Origin of the sequence: Vampirovibrio sp., from assembly GCF_041737375.1 — a bacterium.
Lineage (GTDB): Bacteria > Cyanobacteriota > Vampirovibrionia > Vampirovibrionales > Vampirovibrionaceae > Vampirovibrio.
Genome location: NZ_JBGSRV010000016.1, coordinates 37,946 through 58,954 on the forward strand (window position 1 = coordinate 37,946; position 21,009 = coordinate 58,954).

Genomic DNA, 21,009 nt, shown 5'->3' on the forward strand with positions numbered 1-21,009 from the left:
ATGTCTGGGGTTACCTTGGTTGGCTTTTACCGTTGACCGCGGATTTTGGATGTGCTGGTGCCTTGGGCAAGGGTAGCGTGGAAAGATGGTTATAGTGATGTGCCCAGGTGAGGAGTTGTCTTAACACCCGTTTGGTTTTGGCAATGGTTGCGGGTGCTCGGCTTTTACCAGTTTTGGGTATGCATAGAAGTTCACTGGATTTATAAAATCGAGCAATATGGGCAGGCATAATATTGCGGAGTTTTCGTTGAGCGCCAAAGTGGGCCAGAATCTGTTGACAATCTTTACCGTAAGTATAAAGGGTGCAGGGATGTTTGCCCTGTTGGGTTAAGTCAGATAAGTACAGCTCAATTAATAGAGCCAGCGTCATGGGGTCTGATTGCATGGGAAAGCCTTTCATTGGGGTTTCCCGATTAATGCTTTAAAGACATACACAGTCCAGCTATTTAATTTTGGGTTAATGGTTGATCATAGCGCACTTCCTATCCATAAATAGGCTGTCCCAATTGATAGGAGCACTGATATGCCCGATATGAAACCCCAAGTAGAATATGTGTCCGGGTGGGAGGATGCCATGCGCTTTGGCCTGTTGGGCGGCAGGCCCTTTAGCGAAATCTGTATCAAAACCTATTTGTTTTATACCCAAGGGTTCTTGGAGCAATACGGGGAGCTCACGGTCGATAATCTCAAACAGGTGTTACTGTCTATCCCCGTTGAGCATTTTGCCAAACGCCAGAAGCTGTATCAGGCATTGGCCTGCTTTGCCAGATATCTGGAGCAAGAGGGCGTCAATATGGATCTATATTTGGCACAAGCCAAGAAGTTCCGGCCCAGACGCCATTTACTCGAGAAAAAGCATACAGTGGATCAGAAAGGGCTAAATGCTTTACTGGGAGCCTGTGAATCCCCCTTGGAGCATCTCTTGGTCACCTTGCTCAGCCAGACCGGGCTTCGGGTCAATGAAGCGGCGAATCTCAAGCTGGATGATATTGACTTTGATAAACAATCTCTCGCGGTGCGGTTGGCCAAATGGGGCAAAACCCGCCGAGTCGGGTTGCAGAGTAAAGTGATTGAAGCCTTGCAAGGGTATTTAGTATACCGGCATAAAACAGAAGAGGACTGGTTGCTGATTAACCGGCATGGCAATCGAATGGATCGGTATGGAATCCGCAATCGACTGGATCGATTGGGTCAACGTGCCCAAGTGAAAGTGACTCCTCATGCCTTGCGGTGTGCGTTTGTTACCCTCAATGCTAATAAAGGAAGGCCACTCGTGATGTTACAGATTGCCTGTGGTCATAATGATATCGCCACCACCCGGTCTTATTGCATGACCACGGAAGATGAAACGATTGAAGCCATGCAGGCATGGGATTAAAGCGCCATCTTTTATACAAGTGCCATAACCATTCAATTAGATTATGATAGTTTTAATTGTCAACGCTTAGATTGTTATGCAACATATATCTGAAAATCGTCTTGAAGCTTTTTTAACTTTAGATCATTTTGCAGATGCAGTGCCTGAGCAAAGCGATCCCCTGCTCTTGGAACTCAATGAGGATGGCATTAAAACCACCAATTATGAAAACGCCATTTTATTTGACCATGATAACAATGGCTTTGCCGAGCTGACCAATTGGGTGGATGCCCACGATGGCATTTTGGCCGTGGATAAAAACAGCAACGGCACTATCGATAATGGCAACGAGATTTTTGGGGATAACACCTCGCTCAGTGGTGGCGGCACGGCTACCGATGGCTATCAGGCACTGGCTGATTATGACAGAAGCCTGGATGGGGTGGTGGATATCAACGACCTCAATTTCGCACAACTTAGAATCCTGAAAGGGGACGGCACGCTTATTACGTTGCCGAAAAGGCAGGCGGCATGAAGATTTAGGAGTTGAGGTCAGAAAAATCCGGTTAAAAGTTTGTCAAAATTTGCAATGCGTGATAACTTGTTTATAGTTGAGGCTATGAGTGCTTCTATATACTTTATGTCTAATATACTAAGACGCCCTTAAATTTAATTTAAAGCTTTCTTTAATTTTCAAAGCTTGAAAATAGGGTTTCCTTAATTATGACAATAAAATTTCAAAAAAAAATATCCACTCATGAGAATCTGGTCTTAATAGGCTTGGCCGCTTTAATGTTTCTTATAGTGGAGATTGCTCTTGTGGCCATACTGTTAAACTTTTCCACGCCAAATATTGAGGTTTTGACAAGTTTTTATCTTTTAAAAAATATTGCTGTGTATTCTTATTCTCCACTCGGGTGTGCGCTCTTAACTTATTTTTTCTTAAGGAATATTGATTCGTTTTATATAAATGAGTCTGGTTTTTTACTTGGGTTTTCTGAGAAGATTCCGCTTGCAACTTTTAGCTGGGAGGAAATTACTGAAGTTAAAGCTATTAATGACTCTAAATATATTTTGCACATAAATTCCGATAAAAAAACATTGTTTCGAAGAACAAAAGAGATACTTTTTCCATTGGAGAATGAAACATATTTTATTGATTTTATTAAAAAACATTCACCAGAAAATCATTGCATTAGAAAGATTTTAGAAAATAGGGATATTTGACCATGGATAGATATCGTAGGGCAAACGAAACTTTTTATAATCCTTCCAATGCTGAAAGTGCAGGATATGTTGCACTTGGAGCCTTGGGTGGTGCAGCCGTTGGTGGTTTTGGAGCACTTATAGTTATTAGCTCAGGTGTCGTTTCTGGGGGAACTATTCCGGCTGCAATCCTATTAACAGGCCTCTTTCTTGGCTCAACTTCTGGTATGGCCGCTGTTTATGGAGAAGACGGTGTTGATCCTGTACCTGGGCAAACGCCTGGATTTATTAATGGCAGCCAATTTTTTCCACTGCCAATTGCCCCTTTAACCCCATCCAGCAATTTTGATCCTACGGGTACCGCGCCTAAAAACAGTTTTCCCACAGGAGGCGGAGGGTATTTTGAACTAGAGGATTCCGCACCAGACAAAGGTGATCCCTTGCTCTTGGATCTTAATGGGGATGGCATTAAAACTACCAATTATGAAAACGCCCTTCTGTTTGACCACAATAACAATGGCTTTGCCGAGCTGACCAACTGGGTGGATGCCCACGATGGCATTCTGGCGGTGGATAAAGATAGCAACGGCACTATCGATAATGGCAATGAGATTTTTGGGGATAACACTGCGCTCAGTGGCGGCGGTACTGCCACCGATGGGTATCAAGCGCTGGCTGATTATGACAGCAACCTGGATGGGGTGGTGGATATCAACGACCTCAATTTTGCGCAACTCAGAATTCTGAAGGGGGACGGTACGCTTATTACTTTGGCAGAAGCGGGCATTACTTCCTTGAGCTTATGAGGATATAAAATGTTTTTCAGAAAAAAAACTGCTAAAGATTACCTACTCGCTTTGATTTTAGCGATTATTATGTGGTCCTCCTTTGAAATTACCCCAGGTTTTTTGGCTTATGGAACAATTAAGCCTGTCACAGTGTGGGGAGGAGGGAATCACATCTTTGGTTTTTTTATATTTATCTATACTTTTTTTCTTTGCTTTTATAATGATGTTTTTTCAGTCAAGAAAAAAGGCATCCAATTTGGTTTTATTTTTTTGGGAATTTTGCTTGAATGGAATGACATACAAGACGTTATTTTATTGACTGATAAGAATCGTATACGGCTTATTACCAAAAAATGTTTTTTGGGAATTCCAATTTCATGTCGCCATATTAACCTTCCATTAAATAACTGGAAATCATTTAAGGATCAAGTGCAAAAAAATGCGCCAAGCGCTCATATTATTTTAAATACTGTTAATTTCTTATAATGGAGAAACTAAATGTCTGGATTGAGCCAACAAGGTGACGTAACAACTTATGGTGATGGAAGAGCTCACATTCTTAATATGGGTGATACTATTGCAACATCTATTGAATATGCAGGAAAAACCGCTCCAACAGTTTTAGTGGTGGGGGGTATTTTAGTATTTATATTTGAAGTTCCGTTAATACCAGTAGTAGTAGGGGGTGCTGCAATTCTTGTGCTCGCTGGAGCAGCCGGATTTGCGGAAGAGCCTTCTGAGTTAGGGACAAAACCAGTTCCCGGCCAAACGCCTGGATTTATTAATGGCAGCCAATTTTTCCCATTGCCAGTTGCTCCTTTAACCCCTTCCAGCAATTTTGATCCTACGGGTACCGCGCCTAAAAACAGTTTTCCCACAGGAGGCGGAGGGTATTTTGAACTGGCGGATTCCGCACCCGATAAGGGAGATCCTTTGCTGTTGGATCTTAATGGGGATGGTATTAAAACTACCAATTATGAAAACGCCATTTTGTTTGATCATGATAACAATGGCTTTGCTGAGCTCACCAACTGGGTGGATGCTAACGATGGCATTCTGGCGGTGGATAAGGATAGCAACGGCACTATCGATAATGGCAATGAGATTTTTGGGGATAACACTGCGCTCAGTGGCGGCGGTACTGCCACCGATGGGTATCAAGCGCTGGCCGATTATGACAGCAACCTGGATGGGGTGGTGGATATCAACGACCTCAATTTCGCGCAACTTAGAATCCTGAAAGGGGACGGCACCCTCATTACCTTGGCAGAAGCGGGCATTACTTCCTTGAGCTTAGCCAACACTCAAACCAACACCGTGGATGAAAATGGCAACACCCAGGTCGCCTTAGGCTCTTACACCAAAACAGATGGCACTACGGCCCAGATGGGGGATTATAATTTTCTGCGGAATTCTAAAATCTCAGAACCAATCACCTTAGTTACGATTCCTGAAGAGATTGGCGCGCTGCCCAAGGTGCTGGGTACTGGCAATGTCTATAACTTGCAAGACGCAATGGCCTTGGATACCAGTGGCGATTTGCAGGATCTGGTGGAAGCTTTTATCGCATCGACGAATACGGCCACTCAAAATGGCTTGCTGGACCAAATTTTATCCAAGTGGACTGGGGTGGCCATCACCAATGAAATTACCCGGGGTGGCTTGATGCTGGATACGCACGCCTATATTATGGAAGAATTTCAAGGTCGCCAGTTTGATAGGGGGGTTGGTGGAGCCTCAGAATTTATCGGGACTGTACCAGCCGGTTATCTCTCTCAAGGCTATTATGCTTTGGCTGAGAACCTGTATGGTGAACTTATGGCGCAAACCCAGCTCAAGGATTACTTTGATGCCACTTACTGGGAATGGAACGCCGAGTCTGAGGGGTATAACTATAACATTTCCGCTGTTACCCAAATGATTGAAACCTTGGCCGTAACCAATGAAAGTGCTGCTATTCAAGCTGCCGCCCAGTTTTCTAGAGCTTTAAGCGGTTTAGGTTTAATCCCGTTCAGTAATTATCTGGATTTTTATCAGGCAATGGCTGACTTGGGAAATGATTTTCAATTTGCGATTGATACCGCCGAAAAAGTAATTGTGAATGGTTCGTCTAGTGATGAAACCATAGGCTCTGCAGGTTCAGGTACCTGGGATGAAGGAAGTGGACATCAAACACAAGATACTCGTGCTTTGTACCTGGATGGCAAAGCGGGCAATGATACCTTGCAAGGCACCTATGGCGATGACATTTTTGTGGGTGGTACTGGCAATGACAGCTTGGTGGGCCATCAGGGAAATGATACCTATATTTTTAACGCTGGAGACGGCCAAGATATAATTCGCGAAGGCAATAGCTTTTTATCAGACACTTTGGATGGAGGGCTGGATACCATTGTTTTTGGTGCCGGCATCACTGCCAATGACTTGAGTTTTAGTGAAGGCAGCACTGCTGAAGATTTGGTGATTTCTATTAATGATGGCAGCAATGGACAAATTACCATTGTGAACGCACTTGACAGTAGTTTGGGTGATGGGAATGTTGAATACCTCATCACCGGTGACGGTACGGTGATTGATACCGCTAATTTACTAGCCACCGCAATTATCAATGGTACCAGCTCTGCTGATAATTTAACGGGAACTCGTTTGGGAGATGTCATGAATGCCGGGGATGGCGATGACACCCTTAACGGCGGATTTGGCTCTGATTCTATCAATGCGGGTATGGGCAATGATACCGTTGATGGTGACGTGGGTAACGATATTATCAATGGCGAAGACGGTGATGATTCTCTGTATGGAGGGGACGGCAACGATACTCTAGATGGTGGAAGTGGTAATGATACTCTGGATGGGGTCAATGGCTCAAACCATCTTATCGGTGGTGCGGGTGATGATTATCTAACACTTTCCGGGCCAGCACCGGGTCACAATATTTTGGAAGGTGGTATCGGTAACGATACAATTTATGGCGGTTCTGGTAATGATATTTACCGGTTTAACTTAGGCGATGGGCAGGACGAGATCAACGACTCACAAGGCTTGAATGTCATTGAGTTTGGGGCGGGGATTACTGAAGAGGACTTGATTTTCAGCAATGGGCCTACCAACTCCCTACAAATATCCATTGCCAACACGTCTGATTCCATGAGCCTCTACAATGAGTTGGATGATAACACCGTTTCTATCAAGCTGAGTGATAACACGATTATTACTAACGCTCAAATCATGGAGCGGTTGCAGGTTCTTGGCACCAGTGGAGATGACAGTTTAAGTGGCTCCGATTACGCAGAAAATTTATTGGGTGGGGCGGGTAACGATTACATTTACAGTGGTCATGGAAACGATACTGTAGAAGGCGGTGACGGGGATGATGACTTATCTGGAGGGACCGGAAATGGGCAGTACTTCGGACAAGCAGGAAATGACTCTTTATCTTCTGGGGATGGTGAAGATACCCTTGCTGGTGGATTAGACAACGATTTCTTGAGTGGCGGTTCTGGCAATGATACTTACGTGTTCAATTTAGGCGACGGGCAAGATGAGATCAATGATGCAGAAGGCTTGAATTTCATTGAATTTGGGGCCGGTATCGCCGAAGAGGATTTGATTTTCAGCAATGGACCTACCAACTCTCTGCAAATTTCCATTGCCAACACCTCTGATTCAATGAGCCTCTACAATGCGTTGGATGGCAACACGGTTTCTATTAAACTGAATGATGACACGATAATCACTAACGCTCAAATTATGGAGCGGTTACAGGTTCTTGGCACCAGTGGAGATGACAGTTTAAGTGGCTCCGATTACGCAGAAAATTTATTGGGTGGGGCGGGTAACGATTATATTTACAGTGGTCATGGAAACGATACTGTAGAAGGCGGTGACGGGGATGATGAATTATCTGGCGGGACCGGAAATGGTCAGTACTTCGGACAAGCAGGAAGTGACTCTTTATCTTCTGGGGATGGTCAAGATACCCTTGTTGGTGGATTAGACAACGATTTCTTGAGTGGCGGTTCTGGCAATGATACTTACATGTTCAACTTAGGCGACGGGCAGGATGAGATTAATGATTCCGAAGGCTTGAATGTCATTGAGTTTGGGGCGGGTATCGCCGAAGAGGATTTGATCTTTAGCACCAATTATTTTAGTGAATTGACGGTTTCCATTGCCAATACGTCTGATGCCATTAAGCTCTACAGTGCTTCTACTTGGGAAACATTTACGATTAAGCTTGCTGACAATACGATTATTACCAGTAATGATATTGCCAATCGTCTTCAACTATTAGGCACTACCGCAGATGATACCCTTCAGGGATCGGATTATGCAGAGACTTATTGGGGTAAAGCAGGCAATGATTACCTATTTGGTGAGGGCGGTGATGACACATTATACGGTGGTTCTGGGAACGATACTATCTATGGCGGATTGGGCAATGATACTTACGTTTTAGATACGATAAATGACAGCGTTATTGAATATAGCAACGAAGGCACTGATACGGTTCAAGCTGGTTTTAGCTACACTCTGGGTTCTGATGTTGAGAATTTAACCCTAACCGGAACGGGCAGCCACACAGCGACTGGTAATACCTTGAATAATGTATTGACTGCTAATACGGGCAATAATACTTTGACAGGTGGAGCAGGAGACGATATCTATCGCTTTAACAATAACTGGGGAACTGACTCTATTGCGGACAGTGCCGGAACGGATACCGCTGATTTATCGGGTGTCAGCACCAATCTCACCATTAATTTAGTGGCAGGAACGGGAAATGAAATTCTCAGTGGCGTTCATAAAGTCAATTGGACCAGCAATATCATTGAGAATGCTACGGGGGGCTCCGGCAACGATTCAATCACCGGGAATACCGGAAACAATATTTTAATCGGTGGAACCGGAAATGATACGATGGTAGGGGGCACTGGAAACGATACCTATGGAGTCAATGCGACTGGAGATGTGGTTACCGAGGCGGCCAGTGCTGGAACTGATACAGTACAAGCCAGTTTGAATTACACCCTGGGCACTAACGTTGAGAATTTGATTTTAACAGGTGTTGCTAATTTAACTGGCACAGGAAACACGCTAAATAACTTCATCACCGGCAATGGTGGAAATAATACGCTGGATGGTGGAACGGGTAACGATACTCTCATTGGTGGCTTGGGTAATGACACCTTGGTGGTCAATGCGGTTGGCGATGTGGTGACTGAGAATGGGGATGAAGGCATTGATACCGTACAAGCGAGTATTAGTTATACGTTAGGGAATCATGTCGAGAATTTGACATTAACCGGGGCCACCAATTTGACGGGTAAAGGAAACACGCTGAACAACTTGCTAATTGGGAACACAGGCAATAACTCTTTAACGGGTGCGGCGGGCAATGACACCTTAGATGGCGGAACCGGGAATGATACCCTGGTGGGCGGTTTAGGGGATGATTTTTTTGTCGTTAATGTGGTTGGCGATGTCATTACAGAAAATGCTGATGGGGGCGTAGATACTGTTCAAAGTAGCATCAGTTATACTCTCGGCACTCCGCTTGAAAATTTGATATTGACCGGGACTTCAAACTTAACGGGAACCGGTAATGGGTCTGATAACGTTTTAATCGGTAATACAGGAAACAATACCCTGACTGGCGGCTCGGGCCATGATACCCTGGACGGTGGGGTCGGCACAGATTCCCTGATTGGTGGTGTAGGCGATGATGTCTATATTGTCGACTCTATTTTTGATGTAGTTACTGAAAATGCATCGGAAGGCACCGATACAGTACAAGCTAAAGTTTCTTACACGTTGGGCAGTCAGCTTGAAAATATGACTTTACTTGGAGCTAGCAATATTAATGGCACCGGTAACAGTCTGGACAATACTATAGCCGGGAATAGCGGTAATAATATTTTGGATGGTGCTGCTGGTAATAACACACTCTTGGGTGGCCTGGGTAACGATACCTATGTGTTGAACAGCATGGCGGATGTGGTGACTGAAAATGCGTCAGAAGGCATCGATACGGTTCAGGCTCATTTCTCATACAGTTTGGGAGACCACCTTGAGAATTTAGATTTAACCGGCTCTTTGGCGATTAATGGCACCGGTAATACGCTGGACAATTTCCTGGTTGGTAACAGCGGTGACAATTCATTGGTGGGCGCTGAGGGAAATGACACGCTAGACGGTGGTGCTGGCAGCGATACCTTAGTAGGCGGCACTGGTGATGATGTGCATGCGGTAGACTCGGTCAACGATATAGTGACTGAGCTGACGGATGAAGGCATTGATACGGTTCAAGCTAGTATTAGTTATACATTGGGGAATGATGTTGAAAACTTAACGTTGACTGGATCTTCAGATTTGAATGGTACTGGGAACGCTTTGAATAATTTATTGACTGGCAATAGCGGTAATAACATTCTGATTGGTGAAGACGGTGAAGATACCTTTGCGGGCGGCAGTGGGAATGACACCTATCTAATCAACAGTGTGGGCGATGTTGCCATTGAAAACGCCAGTGAAGGAACGGATACGGTTCAGAGCTTTATTTCTTATACATTAGGTGAGCATTTTGAAAATCTAACTTTAATAGGTGCAGCTACCCTCAATGCCACGGGAAATACCTTCGATAACGAACTCATTGGTAACGCAAGTCGTAATATCCTGGATGGTGGAACTGGAAATGATACTATGGCAGGCGGCTTAGGTGATGATGACTATGTGGTGGATAATACTAACGATGTTGTAAGTGAAAACGCTGATGCTGGTTTTGACACTGTGCAAAGCAGTATTACTTATACTTTGGGAGCCAATTTTGAGGGCCTCACCTTAACGGGAAGTAGTAACATTAACGGTACTGGAAATAGTCTTGACAATTATTTGTTGGGCAATACGGGGGCCAATTCTCTATCGGGTGGCGACGGTAATGACTTGTTGGACGGTGGGGCTGGTAATGACACGCTTTCAGGTGGCAACGGTGATGATTATTATGTTGTTGAGAGTAGCAATGATACCGTGAGCGAAGCTGCCGATGAAGGTCATGATGTCGTAGAAACTAGCGTCACCTACAGTTTGAATGCCAATGTTGAAGACCTTGTATTAACTGGGGAAGCACATATTGATGGGACCGGTAACAGCTTAGATAATTTCCTTTATGCTAATGATGGAAACAACATTTTATCCAGCGGTGCTGGAAATGACACCCTCTTTGGAGGGATTGGTAATGACACGCTTGTAGGTGGTAGCGGGGATGATTATTATTACATCGACAATATTTTAGATGTAATTACCGAATACACTAGTGAAGGAATGGATACGGTTGAGTCCAGCGTTAGCTATACCTTAAGTAATCATGTTGAAAATCTGATTTTGACTGGTAATGAAGCGCTGGTCGGTACCGGGAATAGCTTAGCTAATTATCTTACGGGCAATGTATCTGCCAACTCCTTATTGGGTGATTCTGGCAATGACACTCTTGATGGTGGGCTGGGGATAGATACATTAATTGGTGGTACTGGCGATGATACCTATTATGTCAATTTGACTGGTGATCTAGTAACTGAAGAGAGTGGTGAAGGATCGGATACGGTTATCTCCACCGCGGCTGCCTATAGCTTAAGTAGTAATCTGGAAAATTTAACGCTAATAGGTAATCTGGCGTTCAATGGCACTGGCAATAGCCTGGATAATGTTTTAACTGGCAATAGTATAAACAACGCTTTAGAGGCTGGAGCGGGTAATGACACGCTCATTGGTGCTACGGGCAACGACACTCTCCAGGGTGGCGGTGGCAATGACACTTATATCTTTGCTCAAGGCGATGGTCAGGATATCATTCAAGACTCTGGCAACAGCGATACCATGCTCTTTGATAGCTCGGTGAGCTTATCCAGTGTGGTGTTTTACCAGACTGGAGCGGGAGAGCTGCAGATTGGCTATACCAATAGCAGCGGGGATCTGATAACCGTACAAGGCCAAAATAATTCCAGTACCGCAGTGGAGCGTTTTGAACTGAGTAACGGGCAATACATGAGCGATGCGGATGTCAACCAGATCCTGTCTGATATGGCCAGTTATGCCGCGGCAAACAGCATTTCACTCACCAGCCTGGATGATGTGAAAGCGGATGCCAACCTAGTGGCCATCGTCAATGGCGGCTGGCAGAGTTAATTGGTCAATTAATCACCTCAACGAACGACCGGCTTCTCCACAGAGAGAAGCCGGTCGTTTCTGTAAATTTGGCGTTATATTGGTTTGGAGCACGGGTGGCATGCGTGATAAAATTAACCTCAACTCAAAACACGTGGAAATTCCCCGCTTTACCAGAGAAGGAAAGTAACCGTTGAGATTACAACACTGGGGCTTTGGGTCCGTTCTGTTGGCTTTTTTCATGCTGCCCATTTTACCGGCCCAAGCGGAATCTTTGAGCCTGGAATCGGTGACCCAGCAAGCGGTGGAGCGTTCTTTTGCTTTGCAGATTGCGCATTTGGACATTCAGATTGGCAAAGCGGGTGAAGGGATTGTGAAGGCGGATTACTTCCCCACCCTTAAAGCCAATTTCAACACGGAATATTTAAAAGATCTGGAAAAAACGCCGCAGCCGGTGGTGGCGGTGGGATCTTCTATTATTCCCTCAGGCACTCGCTACCAAAATTCTTTGGGTCTTAGCAGTCAGTACACGATACTCGATTTTGGAGCCCGTCAACGACGTCTGCGGATGGCTCAGGCAGAAACCCAAGCCAAGGGGGCCACTTATTTTCAAACCTTCCGGGATTTGCGGCTGAAGCTGGTGGATTTGTACGCAGAAGCATTAATCAGTTACCGGCAATTGCAGGGCCAGTCGGATTTATTAAAGTTAGCCCAGCGGGGGTACCAGTTGAAAAAGCGCTTGTATGAAGCAGGCACCCAGTCTCGGGTGGATGTGGCCCAAGAGGCGATGCAAGTGGCCCAAGCCCTGGACGCCATTCAAGGGCACCGGGCCCAGTTGGCCGAGGAACTCGAGCAACTCAGTTATTTCACCCAAATGGACTACGATCCTGAAACCACCACCCTGTCTGATTTTACTGGTGACCCCGAAGCGCAGACCCTGAGCATTTCTCTCTCCCACAGTCCCGAGGCCCAGCAGTACGATGCCCAGATTCGGGCCAAACAAGCGGAGATGGAGCTATTGCGTCGTCAAGCTTTGCCCCAGGTGTCCTTGTATTCTTATTACAATTTATACGGGTTTGACCCGGATCGGCCGGGCAAAGCCATTACCGGCTTGTCTCAGCGTACCATTTCTTTGGGCTTAAATGTGGCCATGCCCCTCTTTGATGGCTTCAAGACCCGGGGGCAGTTACAAAAAGCGCAGTTAGAACAAGAAAAACTGCGCTTACAAAAAGCCGAAAAGCTGGCTCAATTGAAACAGCAGGCTGATTTGTACCAGACTCAGGTGAGCGGGCGCTTGGTGAGTTTGAAGACCAAGGTGATTGTGTTAAACAGCGCTCAGGATAAATTGCAATTGGTGGCGCGCTTAACTGAGAATCAGGTGGTGGATGCCACCCAGGAAATTCAGGCTCAACTGAGTCGGGGGCAACAACAGATGGCAGCAGAAAAGGCCTTGATTGAACAGATGGCGGCTTTGAAAAAGCTACAAATTTTGGCGGAAGGATAAGGCCATGCAAACGGGATTAATTTGTATCGAGTTGGCTGGAAAATTAAATCAGATATCCATTGACACCCGGGCGCTGGTTCGAGAATACGGGTTAACCGAAGCGGAGTTAACGGTTGCTGAAATGGTGCGTATTTTAAAGCACCAGGGGTTTACCAGCAAGGCCAAGCGCTTGCATGTTTCACAACTACAGCAATATCCGTTGCCGGCCATTGTGCAACTGAATGATGGAGGTTATGCGGTACTGCTGAAGTTGAACCCGCCTGCTCAAAAACTGCTGATTTTCCGCCCGGAAAACAAGCAGCCTGAGGAAATGACTTATACGGACCTAGTGGCTCACAGCACGGGGACGGTCATTGTGCTGAAGCACAAGTTAATGACCGCTCAAATTAAATTTGGGTTTCAGTGGTTTTTTAAGGAAATTTTGCATTACAAGCGGATCATTGGGGAAGTGTTGCTGGGGTCCTTTGTGATTCAGCTTTTTGGGCTGATTACCCCTTTATTCACTCAGGTTATTTTAGACAAAGTGATTGTACACCATGCCATGACCACCCTGGATGTATTGGGGGTGGCTTTTTTGGCGGTGATGATCTTTGAGTTTCTGCTCAATTTAAGTCGCAATTATATTTTTACGCACACTGCCAATAAAATTGACGCCAAGCTGGGGGCCAAGCTGTTCAAGCATTTGTTTGGCTTGCCTTTTATGTATTTTGAATCCCGGAAGGTAGGGAATATTGTTTCCCGGATTCGAGAGCTGGATAACATCCGGGATTTCATTACCAATAAATCGGTTTCGGTAATTATCGATACTTTATTTTCGGTGGTGTTTTTTGCCATGATGCTCCTCTACAGCTGGAAGCTGGCCTTAATGGTGTTGGGCTTTATTGTCTTAATCGCCTTGCTGTATATCGGGGTGACCCCGGTGTTTCGGTCCCGGCTGGAAGAGAAGTTCCAGATGGGGGCGCAATCCAATTCCTATCTGGTGGAAACGGTGACTGGGGTGCAAACCGTAAAATCCCTGGCCATTGAAGGATCGATGCAAAAGAAATGGGAAGATTATCTGGGGACTTATATTCAATCCAGCTTCAAGCTTAATAACGTCAATAATTGGGCCAAAGCCATTTCTAACTTGTTGCAGAAGGCCATGACCATTGCCATTCTGTATTTTGGGGTCAAGCAAGTGATTAACAACCAGATGACCGTGGGCCAACTGATTGCTTTTCAGATGTTTTCCAACCAGCTTACCAATCCCATTTTGCGCTTGGTAGGGTTATGGCATGAGTTTCAGCAGACCTTGCTGGCGGTGGACCGGCTGGGGGATATTTTGAATCATCCGGTGGAAGTGCAATCGGCCCAAGCCATTACCTTGCCTCAATTACAAGGCTCAGTGCGGTTTGAGAAGATTTCCTTTCGCTATGGGTTAGACACGCCCAATGTGTTGAGCGAGGTGAGTTTCAACGTGCCTCCCAGCAGTAGCATTGGTTTGGTGGGCCGATCAGGCAGTGGAAAGAGTACCATTACCAAACTAATTCAGCGCTTGTACCTGCCGCAAGAAGGGGCCATTTATGTGGACGATGTGGACAGTCGGCATATGAATCCGTTGTGGTTGCGCAATCACATTGGGGTGGTGTTGCAGGAGAATTATTTATTTTCTGGGACCATTCGGGAAAACATTGCCTTGCCCCGCCCAGATGCTTCCATTGAGCTAATCATTCAAGCCGCACAAGTGGCAGGGGCGCATGATTTTATCAAGGAATTGCCAGAAGGCTATGACACGCTGGTGGGGGAGCGGGGTTCGACTCTATCGGGCGGGCAACGCCAGCGGGTGGCCATTGCCCGGGCTTTGATTACCAATCCCCGGATTCTGATTTTCGATGAAGCCACCTCTGCTTTGGATTATGAATCGGAACGCATTATTCAGAATAATCTGGCCAAGATTAAGCAAGGGCGCACCGTGTTTATTATTGCGCACCGCTTGTCCACGGTGCGGGATTGCCAGGTCATTCTGGCGATGGATCGAGGACAGATTGTGGAATCAGGCACGCATACCGAACTGATGCTGAAGCGAGGCTATTACCATATGCTGGCCTCTCAGCAGGAACAAGAGACTGCGGGGGTGGATGATGCCGTTGAGATTGCTTAAGGGGAGCCCCTTGAAATGTAATTACAATGTGATAACATGGCATGGTAAGCCTTCTAATGCAGGATCTTTTTGGGTATGAAAGCAAAATTACAAAAAATCGGCAATTCCAAGGGGATTCGCATTCCCAAGGCCATTATTGATGAGATTGGCTTTGAAACGGCGGTGGAATTAACGGTGGAAAACAACCGGTTGGTGATTGCCCCGGTGCGGGGGGTGCGAGCCGATTGGGAGCGTGGATTTCAGGGTGTTAAGAAAGAGCCTTTAATTTTACCGGACACCTTTTCAAATGAATTTGATCAGGATGAATGGACTTGGTAATGAGCAAATCCAACCATTCGCCCCGTCGTTTTGAGGTGTATCTGGTGAATTTGGATCCCACCGTGGGTGCTGAGATTCAAAAGGTGCGTCCTTGCGTGGTCATCTCCCCGGATGAGATGAACCGCCCCTTAAAAACAGTGATTATTGCGCCCCTGACCAGCACGGTTCGGGGGTATCCGTCTCGGGTGGGACTGACTTTTCGTCGCAAGCGGGGAGAGGTGGTGCTAGATCAAATGCGGGCGGTGGATAAGGTTCGTTTGGTGGAGCATTGGGGTGCGGTGGATGACAAAACAGCTATTAAGCTGGGCCAGGTTCTGGTTGAAATGTTTACGGTGTAAGAAGGACTATTTAGAATGCCGTTGAGATTGCTTAAACCCTCCAACAAGCCAGATTCATCCAACGATGCCCATGAGTTTCAGCCCATTCTGGCGGAAATCGAAAGCGACCCGGGCAATCCATTGGGGGCGCTGACCTTTTGGCTGGTGATGGCGGTATTTGCCTTTTTCCTGCTGTGGTCCATGTTCGGGCAAGTGGATGTGGTGGTTTCTGCCCGGGGCAAAGTGCTGCCTCAGGGGGAAGTGAAGCTGATTCAGCCTTTGAACGGCGGGGTAGTCAGCCAACTCTTGGTGAAAGAAGGCGATTATGTGAAAAAAGGGCAGACCCTGGTGGTGATTGATCCCTCCGCCACCGCTCCACAGCTGCAAAGCGCCCAGCAGAGTTTAGCCCATGTGCAATCGGAGGAGGCCCGGTTAAAAGCGGCTTCAGGACAAGGGGGAGGGGGGTACCGTAGCAGCGATGAGACGCAAGCGGCCTTGTATGCGGCGTCTTTAAGTGCTTTGGAAAAGCAACTGGATGCCAAGGTGCAAACACTATCCGGCATTGATCAGCAATTGCAAGGCAAACAAGTGGAAGTGGGCCAGGTGCAAGAGAGCCTGGGGTTGAATCTGGCCAAAAAAGTCCGGCTGGATGCGGTGAAAGACATTATCGCCAAAGACGAGTATGAACGGGTGCAGAATGAGGTACAGACCGCAGAGCATCGCTTGAGCGCTTTAACCCATGAACTAGAGCAACTGCGCTTTCAGCAAAGGCAAACCCGGGAAGAGATGGCCTATTTGCGGCAGAATTTTAAATCCACTACCTTGAATGAGCTCTCAGAAAAGGAAAAACAGATCACCCAGCTGAAAGCCAATATCCAGGAATCGTCCTTTAAAAATGCTCGCCAAAATCTGGTTTCACCGGTGGACGGGTATGTGCATGAATTATTTATTCACACCCTGGGCGGGGTGGTGACTCCGGCTCAGAAAGTCTTATCCATTGTGCCGGTGAATACCCCTTTAACCGTGCAAGCCACGGTGGCCAATAAGGATATTGGCTTTGTGAAAGCGGGCATGCCGGTGGCCATTAAAGTGGATACCTATGATTTTCAGAAATACGGGATTATTCCGGGCAAAGTGCTGCAGGTGAGTAAAGATGCCCGAGAAGATCAAAAGCTGGGGCCGGTGTATACCTTGCAAATAAGCCCTTTAAAAACAGATCTTACCGTGGATGGAAAGACTCAGCGCTTGAGTTCAGGGCTGAGTGTGACCGCGGAAGTCAAAGTGGGGCAGCGCCGGATTATCGAGTTCTTTATTTATCCATTGATAAAACATCTGGATGAAGGCATGAGCGTGCGGTAAATGGTGGTTCAGCAAGATTCTTTAGCGCAAGCGCTGACGTATCACCAACGCGGAGACTTGACCCAGGCGATTGCGGAATACCGCCATTGTATTCAGACCCATCCTACGGCGGTTGCTTATACCAATTTAGGGGTGGCCTTACGAACCCAGGGGCACATTAAAGCAGCCATTGCCGCTTATCGAAATGCACTCACCCTGGATGCAAATTATGTACCCGCCTTGAGCAATTTAGGGGGCGGGTTGCGCGCTTTGGGTCAGTTGGATGAAGCCATTGTAATCCTCAAACAAGCTTTGATGCTGCAGCCAGACTTTGCGGCGGCCCATTATAATCTGGGGTTGACCTATATGGATTTTCAGCAACCTGAAAAAGCCATTGCCTGTTTTGATGCCGCATTGCGTTTAGAACCACAGCGGGTGGATGCGCCCTTTGACCGGGCAGTGTGCCTTTTGCAAACGGGGGATTTATTGGCGGGGTTTCGGGCTTATGAATGTCGCTTTGCCTATGAGCCACGCTTACAACGATCTTATGTGCAACCCGCATGGCAAGGTGAATCCTTACAAGGTAAGACTTTACTGTTATATAGTGAGCAGGGGTTTGGGGATACCTTGCAATTTATCCGGTTTGCAGCCCACATTGAAAAAGCGGGCGGGCAGTTAATCCTGGAATGCCCCCAACCGCTTCAACGCCTTATGCAGACCTTGCCTTATCTGGATCAGGTGGTGTGCCCTCAGCAACCAATGCCTGTTTTTGATACCCATTGTGCGTTATTAAGTTTACCGGCGGTGATGGGAACGACATTAGAGAACATTCCCAATGAAACCCCTTATTTAAAGCCCCTCCCCCTCCAGCATAAAACATTGCCGCTAGCGATTTCGGCTAAACGAATTGGTCTGGTTTGGTCCAGTGGCCATGCGGATGTGGGGACTCGCCAGCGCTCGATTTCCTTGAACCTGCTAATCCCGTTATTGACTCAAAGCGGATGTGAATTTTACAGCTTTCAAAAAGGGCCTGCTGTGGCTGCCTTGAAAGACTCAGGACTAGAAAGCCTGATTCACAATCTGGATGCTGAGATGGGAGACTTCGCCGATACAGCAGCGCTTTTACAACACATGGATTTGCTGATTTCAGTGGATACGGCCATGGTGCATTTGGCCGGTGCATTGAACATTCCCTGTTGGGCTTTACTTCCCAGTGGATCCGAGTGGCGTTGGTTTTCAAACCGGACAGACACCCCCTGGTATCCCAGCGTGCGCTTGTTCCGTCAAGAATACGGGCAAGCTTGGGAAGAAGTGATTCAGGGGGTCTCTCAGGCATTACAAGGGGTAATGAGGGAGCGGATGATTCAATCAGCCCGGGATACAATGCCTGTGAATCCAGTGATTTTTTATCATCCTGAAGGCTTTTCCACCACCGGTTCTAAACTGATGGGTCGTCAAGCGGCGGGGGAAAGTTTTTTAAAAGCCTGGTGTCAGCACTCTGGGTTTGAGCGGGTGCATGGCTATGGGCTGTTACCTGCGACCGAAAAAGTATTTGCACAGCAGGTTCAACAATTTTCACAGAAAGCGGCCCATTGGAGTTCGCCGAATGATTCAACAGGATTGACTGAGGCGGGGTGTTTGTTTTTGCCTGGACCAGGTTTGGGAGAATGGGCCTGGCAACGGCGCATGGTTTCAAATAGTGCCTATAGTTTATGCGGCATTACGCATACCACGGCTTCTGATCGGGTGATGGACAGCATTGGGGAATTATTGACTGCGCCCACCCAGCCTTGGGATGCGTTAATCTGTACCTCTCATCCAGTCAAAGCGATGGTTGAGCAAGTTTTGGGCGAATACCAAGCTTATCTCCGTGAGCGATTTCAGAGTAAAAGCTTAAAATGCCCGGTGCAATTACCGGTCATTCCGCTGGGCATTGAGGCCTCGGCTTTGGCCCCTACGGAGGCTAAGCGGCAGGCGGGGCAGCAATTGCGGCAAACGCTGAATATTCCGGCAGAGGCGGTGGTGTTTTTATTTATGGGACGTTTGAGTTTTCATGCCAAAGCCCACCCTTATCCCATGATGGTTTCTCTGGAAGCCGCCGCTCAACAGACGGGCAAGAAACTGGTGTTACTCTTAGCTGGCTGGTTTGCCAATGCGGCCATTCAGGCTGAATTTGAAAAAGCGGCCGCGCTCTGGTGCCCGTCGGTTGCCGTGATTGTGTTGGACGGGCGGAAGCCAGACATCCGAGAGAAGATTTGGGCGGCTGCCGATGTGTTTACGTCTCTATCGGATAACATTCAGGAAACCTTTGGCTTAACGCCCTTAGAAGCCAAAGCCGCGGGCTTGCCGGTAGTGGCCAGTGATTGGGATGGGTACCGGGAAACGATTCGAGAGGGACTGGATGGGTATTTAATTCCCACTTGCATGCCAGGCCCTGGGATGGGGAAAGACTTGGCCTACCAATATCTCACCCAACACGATTCGTATGATCTTTATATTGGCAAAACCAGTCAATCCATTGCGGTGGATATTCCAGCGTGCACACAGGCTTACGTGCGCCTGATTAACGATCTGGCTTTACGAAAACAACTGGGGGCACAAGGCCAACAAGACGCTCAGGCCCGCTTTGACTGGCCGGTGATTTTGACTCAATACCAACAACTCTGGCAGGAATTGGCCCAGATTCGCAAGGCGTCTGGGGCCATGCTACAGACAGGGGCAGAAGCGCCCTTGCGGCAAGATCCCTATCGCTTGTTTGCCAACTATCCCAACCATGCATTGACCCCGCAAACCCATGTCTTGCTTTTAGACAAATCCTGTTTAATCTCTGCCACGAGATTGAGCATGAACCGAGTGGCGGAAAAAGAATTGGGCCCGCTGGTGGTGATGGAACAATTATTGCAAATCTTGGAAACCTCAGGAGGTTGCTCGCTAGAAAGGCTACACCAACAACTTTCCACACTGAGCAGCCCTGTTTTTTACCGCACCGTGGGATGGTTAGCCAAAATGGGCGTGGTGAGCTGCTTGGGTGCCGGGAAACCTTTATTTCAATAAAAGTCAGCCAATTGAGGCAAACAAACTGCAGCGCCAAAGTGTTTGAGCCTCTGGACTTCCTCACGAGTGCGGAATGGGAGGCACTACCCTACTTTACTCAGGCCACACCGGCAACACAATAAGCAAAGCTTTTAGCGGCTATGCTTATTGGCATGATAGAAAAACTGTTTTTAACTATGGAAACCGGCGGCCACAATATTCAGTAGTGCCTGGTTATTTTGAACCGTACTCAGGTTGCTCATACTAATGCCGTGCGAGCTGGCATAGCTGGTCATATTTTGAATGACCAAATTCACATCAGCATTGGTCATGTATTGGCCTGTGCTGAGTTCAAAACGTTCCACTTGACCAGCGGTTGTAAAATGATTTTGCACAGTAATCTTATCGGTGGTGTTGCCCTGATAGGCGATTTCCAGATTACTGCCAGTTTTGAAAATAGCAATTTTGCCTTTCACAACAGAACGATCGAACTGCACACGATCTACATTACCTGCGGTGGCATCATTTTCCTGAATCAAGTCTCGTCCATCACTTAATTTGAACAGATAAAAGTCATTACCAGTACCGCCAATCAGGGTGTCATTACCCGCATTGCCATTAAGGGAATCATTTCCAGTAGCACCATTCAGGATGTTGTTTAAACCATTGCCTGTCAGCAGATTGTTTAAGGTATTACCGACACCGTTAATAACAGCCGGTCCGGTTAAAGTCAGGTTCTCCAGATTATTCCCCAAGACATAACTCACGCTGGATTGCACCGTATCCGTGCCTTCATTCAAATTCTCGGTAATCACATCTGTAGTGGTATCCACTAGATAGGTGTCATT

14 protein-coding genes are annotated in these 21,009 nt (G+C 46.9%); 12 read left to right on the forward strand and 2 right to left on the reverse strand.

All coding sequences use genetic code 11. The features are described from left to right. Positions 1-10: 10 nt before the first annotated feature. Positions 11-385, reverse strand: a complete 375-nt coding sequence (locus tag ACEW81_RS11115) for a hypothetical protein (protein WP_373533056.1) — start codon at positions 383-385, stop codon at positions 11-13. Positions 386-523: 138 nt separating this feature from the next. Here ACEW81_RS11115 and ACEW81_RS11120 point away from each other — a divergent pair, with 138 nt between their 5' ends. The 12 genes from ACEW81_RS11120 (at position 524) to ACEW81_RS11175 (ending at position 20,182) form a co-directional block, all read left to right on the forward strand. Next, the gene (locus tag ACEW81_RS11120) at positions 524-1,378 is read left to right on the forward strand and encodes a tyrosine-type recombinase/integrase (RefSeq protein ID WP_373533057.1); all 855 of its coding nucleotides are present in this window, start codon (positions 524-526) and stop codon (positions 1,376-1,378) included. Between the two features lie 166 nt (positions 1,379-1,544). Then, a complete protein-coding gene (locus ACEW81_RS11125; protein ID WP_373533058.1) occupies positions 1,545-1,892 on the forward strand; it encodes a hypothetical protein in 348 nt (115 codons plus the stop codon). A 188-nt stretch (positions 1,893-2,080) separates the two neighbouring features. Beyond that, positions 2,081-2,584 carry a hypothetical protein gene (locus tag ACEW81_RS11130; protein WP_373533059.1) on the forward strand — a complete coding sequence of 168 codons (504 nt, stop codon included), beginning with the start codon at positions 2,081-2,083 and terminating at the stop codon, positions 2,582-2,584. 2 nt (positions 2,585-2,586) lie between these two features. Next, positions 2,587-3,369 carry a hypothetical protein gene (locus tag ACEW81_RS11135; protein ID WP_373533060.1) on the forward strand — a complete coding sequence of 261 codons (783 nt, stop codon included), beginning with the start codon at positions 2,587-2,589 and terminating at the stop codon, positions 3,367-3,369. Between the two features lie 9 nt (positions 3,370-3,378). After that, complete coding sequence (locus tag ACEW81_RS11140; protein WP_373533061.1) at positions 3,379-3,837, forward strand: hypothetical protein; 459 nt, start codon at positions 3,379-3,381, stop codon at positions 3,835-3,837. A gap of 12 nt (positions 3,838-3,849) precedes the next feature. Further along, positions 3,850-11,532 (forward strand): calcium-binding protein, encoded by a 7,683-nt coding sequence (locus ACEW81_RS11145; protein ID WP_373533062.1) that lies wholly within the window; start codon positions 3,850-3,852, stop codon positions 11,530-11,532. Positions 11,533-11,704: 172 nt separating this feature from the next. Next, complete coding sequence (locus ACEW81_RS11150; RefSeq protein WP_373533063.1) at positions 11,705-13,015, forward strand: TolC family protein; 1,311 nt, start codon at positions 11,705-11,707, stop codon at positions 13,013-13,015. Positions 13,016-13,019: 4 nt separating this feature from the next. Further along, positions 13,020-15,155, forward strand: coding sequence for a peptidase domain-containing ABC transporter (locus tag ACEW81_RS11155; RefSeq protein WP_373533064.1), 2,136 nt, complete (start codon positions 13,020-13,022; stop codon positions 15,153-15,155). 75 nt (positions 15,156-15,230) lie between these two features. Further along, positions 15,231-15,473, forward strand: coding sequence for an AbrB/MazE/SpoVT family DNA-binding domain-containing protein (locus tag ACEW81_RS11160; RefSeq protein WP_373533065.1), 243 nt, complete (start codon positions 15,231-15,233; stop codon positions 15,471-15,473). After that, complete coding sequence (locus ACEW81_RS11165; protein ID WP_373533066.1) at positions 15,473-15,811, forward strand: type II toxin-antitoxin system PemK/MazF family toxin; 339 nt, start codon at positions 15,473-15,475, stop codon at positions 15,809-15,811. The genes ACEW81_RS11160 and ACEW81_RS11165 overlap by 1 nt, the downstream gene beginning before the upstream one ends. A gap of 15 nt (positions 15,812-15,826) precedes the next feature. Next, positions 15,827-17,149: an HlyD family type I secretion periplasmic adaptor subunit gene (locus ACEW81_RS11170; protein ID WP_373533067.1), complete on the forward strand. Its 1,323-nt coding sequence runs from the start codon at positions 15,827-15,829 to the stop codon at positions 17,147-17,149. Next, the gene (locus tag ACEW81_RS11175) at positions 17,150-20,182 is read left to right on the forward strand and encodes a tetratricopeptide repeat protein (RefSeq protein ID WP_373533068.1); all 3,033 of its coding nucleotides are present in this window, start codon (positions 17,150-17,152) and stop codon (positions 20,180-20,182) included. Between the two features lie 170 nt (positions 20,183-20,352). Here the strand turns inward: ACEW81_RS11175 and ACEW81_RS11180 are convergent. Then, positions 20,353-21,009, reverse strand: a 657-nt coding sequence (locus ACEW81_RS11180) for a calcium-binding protein (RefSeq protein ID WP_373533069.1), incomplete at its 5' end; no start/stop codon positions are given.